At 61.9% G+C, this 7,280-nt stretch carries 7 protein-coding genes and 1 pseudogene; 4 read left to right on the top strand and 4 right to left on the bottom strand.

The window, feature by feature from the left end:
- The 4 genes and pseudogenes from Q9295_RS16735 to miaA all read right to left on the bottom strand — a co-directional run.
- Positions 1-150 (bottom strand): annotated as a pseudogene (locus tag Q9295_RS16735) (ABC transporter permease); the annotation flags it as partial.
- Positions 151-259: 109 nt separating this feature from the next.
- Complete coding sequence (locus tag Q9295_RS16730) at positions 260-1,903, bottom strand: ABC transporter substrate-binding protein (RefSeq protein WP_306681737.1); 1,644 nt, start codon at positions 1,901-1,903, stop codon at positions 260-262.
- Positions 1,904-2,243: 340 nt separating this feature from the next.
- On the bottom strand, positions 2,244-3,041 hold the full coding sequence (locus Q9295_RS16725) for a helix-turn-helix domain-containing protein (protein ID WP_306681736.1): 798 nt from the start codon (positions 3,039-3,041) through the stop codon (positions 2,244-2,246).
- Positions 3,042-3,257: 216 nt separating this feature from the next.
- Positions 3,258-4,130 carry a tRNA (adenosine(37)-N6)-dimethylallyltransferase MiaA gene (gene miaA / locus Q9295_RS16720; protein WP_306681735.1) on the bottom strand — a complete coding sequence of 291 codons (873 nt, stop codon included), beginning with the start codon at positions 4,128-4,130 and terminating at the stop codon, positions 3,258-3,260.
- A 148-nt stretch (positions 4,131-4,278) separates the two neighbouring features.
- On the opposite strand from miaA, the gene pyrH reads away from it, so the two are divergent.
- The 4 genes from pyrH to Q9295_RS16700 all read left to right on the top strand — a co-directional run bounded on the left by pyrH (position 4,279) and on the right by Q9295_RS16700 (position 7,275).
- Positions 4,279-5,022 (top strand): UMP kinase, encoded by a 744-nt coding sequence (pyrH, locus tag Q9295_RS16715; RefSeq protein WP_306681734.1) that lies wholly within the window; start codon positions 4,279-4,281, stop codon positions 5,020-5,022.
- A 158-nt stretch (positions 5,023-5,180) separates the two neighbouring features.
- A complete protein-coding gene (gene frr / locus Q9295_RS16710; protein ID WP_306681733.1) occupies positions 5,181-5,744 on the top strand; it encodes a ribosome recycling factor in 564 nt (187 codons plus the stop codon).
- An 11-nt stretch (positions 5,745-5,755) separates the two neighbouring features.
- On the top strand, positions 5,756-6,487 hold the full coding sequence (uppS, locus tag Q9295_RS16705) for a polyprenyl diphosphate synthase (protein ID WP_306681732.1): 732 nt from the start codon (positions 5,756-5,758) through the stop codon (positions 6,485-6,487).
- A complete protein-coding gene (locus Q9295_RS16700; protein ID WP_306681731.1) occupies positions 6,484-7,275 on the top strand; it encodes a phosphatidate cytidylyltransferase in 792 nt (263 codons plus the stop codon). The genes uppS and Q9295_RS16700 overlap by 4 nt, the downstream gene beginning before the upstream one ends.
- Positions 7,276-7,280 lie beyond the last annotated feature (5 nt).

Genomic DNA, 7,280 nt, shown 5'->3' with positions numbered 1-7,280 from the left:
CACCTGCTCATCCGTCATCCGCGCGGAAGCTTCTGATTTGGCAAGCTTTTCAAGGTTCGGCGGCAGGTTCGTAAGGTAAAAAACTACAAAGGTCAGCGCCAGAGCTGTCAAGATCATCACGCCAATACGGCGCATCACAAAGCTAAGCATGTTTCATCCTTCCCACTCGCGGGACAGGCAGGGCGCAAGGCGCCCCTCGTAAAAAGGCAAGGCTTAGGGCTGCTCCGCCCGCAAGGTGCGCGGGCGGAGCGACGGGTGATTAGGCCGTCCAGTGCCACTTATAGTGGTGATGCTCGAAGGTCGGATGCATCTCGATGCCGCCGAGCTTGGGATCATAGTGGCGGAAGAGCGAGCGCCAGTAAGGCTGGATGGTCACGCCTTGTTCTTGCAAGATCTCTTCCAGACGCTTCATCACTTCGCGGCGCTTGTCTGCGTCGGCGATGGCAAGGGCCTTGTTCAGCGTCTCATCGAATTCGGCATTCGAGAAGGCGCTTTCGTTCCAAGCTTCCCCGGTGCGGAAGGCGGTGGAGAGAACCTGGACGCCAAGCGGACGCATGTTCCATTCGGTGGACGAGAACGGGAACTTGGTCCAGTCGTTCCAGAAGGTCGAGCCCGGCATCACGGTGCGTTTGATCTTGATGCCCGCATCGCGAATCTGCGCGGCGATGGCGTCGCAGGTTGCGGCCTGCCAGTCATCGTCGAGCGAGATCAGCTCGAACTCATGGTCGGCCATACCTGCGGCATCGATCGCCGCCTTGGCGGCAGCCGGGTCCACGACCAGCGGCGGCAGTTCGGCATATTCGGGGTGGATCGGGCAGACGCAGTGGTTCTCGGCCACGCGGCCCAGACCCGAATAACCCAGCTCCAGCACGATGTTATTGTCGACGGCCGATTGCAAGGCGCGGCGGACGTTGACGTCTTTGTATTCGTCGGCCAGCTGGTTGAAGCGGATCGAGAGCGTGGCCGAGGTCATCGCCTCGGATTTGGTCCAGCCCAGACCGTCGAAGATTTCGATGAAATCGCCTTGGGTCTGGTAGGTGGCATCCAGCTCGCTCGAGCCCGCCGCTGCGACCCAAGCCGAAGGGTCCGAGCCGAGGTCGAAATATTCGATCCGGTCGAGATAGGGGCCGCCATAGACATCCGTGCCCCACCAAGGCGCATCGCGTTTGACGAGCACACCTTTGACGCCAACCTCAAAGCTTTCCGGCATGAAGGGGCCGGTGCCGATCGGGTTCACCGAAGGGTCCGAGTTGTCATAGCTTTTGTGAACCACGGCGGCCGGATAATCGGCGGCGGAGGCCATCAACGCGATGTCGGGGTGCGAGAGTTTCACCTTCAGCGTCAGCGGGTCGACGATCTCAAAGGCGTCAGCGCGGGCGGTTTTGCTGGCCGGGTCTTGGATGCCCCCCATCAGCGCGGCCATCGAGTTGCCTTCGACATTGCCATCGGCCCAACGGGTGAAGTTATGCACCACGTCTTCGGCGGTGAAATCATCGCCATTCGACCATTTGATGCCCGGACGCACTTTCAGTGTGTATTCGGTGGCGTCTTCGTTGGTGTCCCAGCTTTCGAGCAGCATGCCGCGGAAGGTGCCGTCGGCGTTATACTCAACCAGATATTCCAGCCAGCCGCGGGTGAAGTTGGCGATCTGGCTCCAGTCGGCGGTGCGGGGATCTTTTAGGCCGCGCATCTCAAGGTTCATGCGCAGCGTGCCGCCCGCTTGGGCTTCCGCCATTGCCGGGGCAGGGGCCACAAGGCCAATCAGGCCGTAAGCCGCCGTCGCCGTCAGACCCAAAGCGGTGCTGCGCGTCAGGAACTCGCGGCGCGACAAAGTGCCGGCTTTGACTTCCTCGGCATACATCTGCGCTGCGGGGTGCAGTGCGTTCGTCATGTCTTTCATCATCAGTCTCCCTGTCAGGTCATCCGATTTCGACCAATATGGCCGACCGGTCGCAGAGGGGCGGTGAGGTCTGGGGCGAATGCCGCCCGTGCCGTCGGTCTTACGCCGACTTGCCGTCTCTGATAGCCACAGTTGCACATGGTTTCGGGCAGTACGTCAATGACTGAGACGCGTAAAATCGCGTATCCGGCGCGAATCTCCATCTGGGCTGGCGCAGAGACGGACCTATGGCGCTGCCAAGCCAAGAGGTCTTGTTGCAGGGCGCCAAGGCCGCTTCCGCTGGGAGCAGATACAGCAGGGGTACGCTGGTGAATGTGATAAGAATTAAGGCGTTAAAGCGCCGCTAAGGTGCGCGGCGGAAGGCGCTTGGCGAGCGTCCCGTGAGATGCTGGAACGCTCTTGTGAAATAAGCGGCCGAGTTGAACCCAAGGTCGGTGGCGATGCGGCCCACCGGGGTGCGGGTCTCGGAGAGCATCCGGCGGGCCTCAAAGATCCGTCGGTCTTGCAAGAGCGCCGAAGCGGGCCTTCCGCAAGCCGCATTGCAGCAGCGCGTGAGATGCGTGGGCGTCACGCCCAAAGCGGCGGCGAAATCGGCAACCCCCATGCCCGAGCGGAAGTCGCGCTCCAAAAGAGCGGTGTAACGCGCCACCAACCGGCGGGTGGCATCGGGCTTCGGTGTCTCGGCTTCAGCTTTTTTGCTCTGCCGTTCCAGCCAGACGCCGATCAATCCCAGATAATGCTGGGTGGCACGGTCATGGGCGGGGGTGTCGGCCTCCATCTCACGCTGAACGTTGTCGAGAAGAAGGTTCATTTCTTGCTGAGCTTGGGTCTCGCGGATACGCAGATGCACAGGCTGCTTTGGCAGCGTCACCGCACAATCGCGACCAAAGAAGACGGCGGTGCCAAAGACCGAGGCGCTGGCCTCAAACCCATGCATAACACCTGCAGGGATAAAGACGGCATTATGCGCGGTATAGCCGCGGGTCAGACCGGCGATAGTGATGCGACCTTGGCCCTTGGTGAACCACAGCAGACAAGGTTCCGAAAGCGATCGCATCGCCTCGACCCGCCAGCGACCGGCGGCGACGAGCCGGGGGATGGCGACCAGTCTAAGGCCCGAGCTTGAGGAGCTGTCTTGCATCTTGCGCGCCTGTCCCATTGCAACGGCGACCTTGCATGGCCGCATCGATCTTTAGGGGATAAGTCGCCCCCGTTCTTTCAGGGAAGGTTAGCCAAGCCGGGCAGGGCGGCCAAAGCAAAAATTTGCGCTGATGTGGAAGTTATCCACAGGTGCGGCGGAAAGCTGTGCATAAACCTGTGCATGAGCCGAAGGACCTGCGGGCAAGGCGACCGCGCCTTAGCCCAAGGCGATATCCTGCCAATCCTCCATGCGGCTGCGAAACCAAGTCCTTTGCCGTTTGGCATATTGCCGCGAGGCCAATTTGCCAGCCCGGATCGCCTCATCAAGATCGCTCTCGCCGCGCAGATGCGCCACCAGCTCCGGCGCGCCAATGGCGCGAGACGAGGGTCGCTCAGGCGCCCAATAAGGCAGCTCTGCCCGCACTTCGTCCAGCGCGCCACCTGCGATCATCGCATCAAAGCGCTGGTCGATGCGACGGTTGAGCCAATCGACCTCTGGGCGCAACACCAAAGCCTCGGCTTTGGGCAGGGCAAGCGCCGGGGCGGGGGTATCTGCCTGCCAAGCGGCCAAGCCGCGCCCAGTGGCTTGCAGCACCTCCCAAGCGCGCTGCACGCGGGCCGGGTTGGCCAGATCGGTGCGGGCCGCGGTCGGCGCATCCAAAGCGGCGACCATCGCGGGAAAGTCCGCCTGCCGCAAAGCATCGCCCTTGCTGCGGATCTCTGCGGGCACGGCGGGAATATCGGCGAGCCCTTCGGTCAATGCCGTGAAGTAAAGCCCGGTGCCGCCGACGATCACCACCGGGCGCGACAGGAGCGGTAAAACCGCGCGCAGCCAATGGCCGACCGACCATTCAGCGTCGCGCGCGATATGGCCATAAAGCGCATGCAGGGCGGAGGCCTCATCCGCAACTGAAGGTCGTGCGGTTAAAATTCGCCAGTTATCATAGACTTGCAAAGCATCGGCATTGACCACGGTCCGACCGTCCCGCGCCGCCAGTTCCAGCGCCAAGGCCGATTTGCCACTGGCCGTGGGCCCGGCGATCAGCACCGGGCGCTCTCGCGAAATCCCCTGCAAAGCTGCGGCTTTCATCTGTCTTCAAATATCCCACGGGGGTGCGGGGGTGGGAAACCCCCGCCGACCGACGGTTCACCAGTTGAACCTGCCGGGCTTTTCGCCCATTTTGCGGCGCAATCCAAGCGACCACCGAAACAGACCGCAGACCCCGGGAGAAACCACCATGTCGACAGCCGCCACCACAGGCACCGCCGAGCCCGTGAAATACAGCCGCGTCATGCTGAAAATCTCGGGCGAGGCGCTGATGGGCGATCAAGGTTACGGGCTGCATCCGCCGACCGTCGCCCGCATCGCGCAAGAGGTGAAATCGGTCCGCGATCTTGGCGTCGAGATCTGCATGGTGATCGGCGGCGGCAATATCTTCCGCGGCCTCGCCGGCTCTGCCCAAGGGATGGAGCGCACCACGGCCGATTACATGGGGATGCTCGCCACGGTGATGAACGCGCTGGCGATGCAATCGGCCTTGGAAGAGATCGGCGTCTTCACTCGCGTGATCAGCGCCATCCCGATGGATCAGGTCTGCGAGCCCTATATTCGCCGCCGCGCCGTGCGCCATTTGGAGAAAAAGCGCGTCTGCATCTTCGCCGCCGGCACCGGTAACCCCTATTTCACCACCGATACCGCAGCAACTTTGCGCGCCTCCGAAATGGGCTGCGAGGCGGTGTTCAAAGGCACCAAGGTGGACGGCGTCTATGACAAAGACCCCAAGAAACACGCCGATGCCAAGCGCTATGATGTGGTCAGCTATGACGAGACGCTGGAGAAGCATCTCGGCGTGATGGATGCGACCGCGATTGCTTTGGCCCGCGACAACCATCTGCCGATCATCGTCTTCTCGCTGGACGAGCCGGGCGGTTTCCGTGGCATTTTGGCTGGCCAAGGCACCTATACGCGCGTTCAAAGCTGAGCGCCGGATCTCCTGAAAACTTTGAAACGGGGCCTCTCACGGGCTCCGTGACGATTTTTTGAAAGAAATCGTCTCCAAACCCGGCCTGCGGGCCAAGCCGCTTTGATTTTCGGCGCGTCCCCGATAGAAGGGGCAAAAAGCACGAAGGGAAGACCCCAATGTCCGATGAATTTGAAATCGACACCGCTGACCTCACCCGGCGCATGGAAGGGGCGATCGCTGCCCTGCGCGTCGAATTTGGCTCGCTGCGCACCGGCCGCGCCTCGGGCACCATGCTCGAGCCGATCCAAGTGGAAGCCTATGGCCAGATGACCCCGATCAACCAGCTTGGCACCGTCAACGTGCCCGAGCCGCGGATGGTCACCATCAACGTCTGGGACAAGGGCATGGTGGGGAAGGTGGAAAAGGCGATCCGCGAATCCGGCCTTGGCATCAACCCGCAGCTCAACGGCACCATCATCATGTTGCCGATCCCCGAGCTGAACGAACAGCGCCGCAAAGAGCTGACCAAGGTCGCCGCGCAATATTCTGAACAGGCCAAGGTCGCGATCCGCAACCTGCGCCGCGACGGTATGGACCAGATCAAAAAGGCCAAGGCCAAGTCGCTTTCCGAGGATGATGCCAAGTTCTGGGAAGAAGAAGTGCAGGAAACCACCGATAAATTCATCAAATTGGTGGACCAAGTGCTTGAGGCCAAGCAACAAGAGATCATGCAGGTCTAGGACGAAGAGCGATGCCGCAAACCTCCGCAGACAGCGCTGGCCGCGCCATCAGCCATGTTGCGATCATTATGGATGGCAATGGCCGTTGGGCGACGCAAAAGGGCTGGCCGCGGTTGGTGGGGCATCGCAAGGGCGCCGAGCGGGTGAAAGAAATCGTCCGCGCGGCCCCCGATATCGGCATCTCTTGGCTGACGCTTTATGCGTTTTCGACCGAAAACTGGAAGCGCAGCACCGAAGAGGTGCTGGGCTTGATGGCGATCTTCGCGCGCTACATCCAGCGTGAGGCTGCAGCAATGGCGGCCGAAGGGGTGCGGATGCGTTTCATCGGTGACCGCACGCGGCTGGCGCCAAAGCTGCAGCGGTTGATGTCGGGGATCGAGGCGCGCACGGCCCATCTGACCCGGCTGAACTTAACGGTCGCGATCAACTACGGTGGCCGTGATGAAATCATCCGTGCCAGCCGTAGCTTGGCGCAAGAGGTGGCCGAGGGGCGCTTTGATCCTTCCGCTTTGACCGAAGCCGCTTTTGCCGCGCGCCTAGATACCGGCGGCTTCCCAGACCCGGATCTGGTGATCCGCACCTCGGGCGAGACGCGGACCTCGAACTTCCTGCCTTGGCAGGCGGCTTATGCCGAATATGAATTCACCGAGACGCTTTGGCCCGATTTCTCGCCGGAAGAACTGGCAGCGATCCTTGGCCGTTATGGCAATCGCGAGCGGCGCTTTGGAGGCGTAAAAACATGACGGCTGTGGCCTCGAAATGGGGCGATCTGGCGCCGCGCATTCTTTCCGCTGCGGTGCTTTTGGCCGTGGGTGGCAGTGCGATCTGGGTCGGGGGCCTGCCGTTTGCGCTGTTCGCGATCATCTGCTCAGGCCTGATGACGTGGGAATTGGCGCGGATGACCAAGGGCGAGGGCTATGATGCCTCGCTGCTTCTGGGGCTTTTGGCGGCGACGGTCTTGGCGCTGAACCTGTTTGTTCCTCATTTCTATGTCGTGCCGCTGTTGCTTTTGCCGCCGCTGATTGGGCTGGTGGCACCGCGCCGCGACGCTGCGGTTTTCTTCGTCTATGCGCTGATCATTCTGGCCACCGGCTGGGCCTTGGTGGCTTTGCGCCAATCGGCGGGTCTTGTGCCGGTGCTTTGGCTTTTGGCCGTGGTGATTTTGTCGGATGTGGCGGGATATTTCGCTGGGCGGTTGCTGGGCGGTCCGAAGTTTTGGCCCAAGGTCAGCCCGAAGAAGACCTGGTCGGGCACAGTGGCGGGTTGGATCTGCGCTGCTTTGGTGGGGCTTGGCTTTTGGCAGGCAGGATACGGCGCGGCGGCGCTCCTCTGGGTCTCACCGCTCGTGGCTTTCGCGGGCCAGCTGGGCGATATCGCGGAATCGGCGATCAAGCGGCGGGCGGGTGTGAAGGATTCCTCGGGGCTGATCCCGGGGCATGGTGGTCTTCTGGACCGCTTTGACGCCTTGGCCTTTGCCGCCGTCTTGGCCGCTCTGCTGCTGCCTGCTCTGCAACTTTTCGCAAGGCCCTAATGCCG

This window comes from Pseudogemmobacter lacusdianii, from assembly GCF_030848395.1.
Lineage (GTDB): Bacteria > Pseudomonadota > Alphaproteobacteria > Rhodobacterales > Rhodobacteraceae > Pseudogemmobacter > Pseudogemmobacter lacusdianii.
The sequence above is the reverse complement of the archived record's forward strand: the minus strand, read 5'-3'. Positions and strand labels throughout refer to the sequence as shown.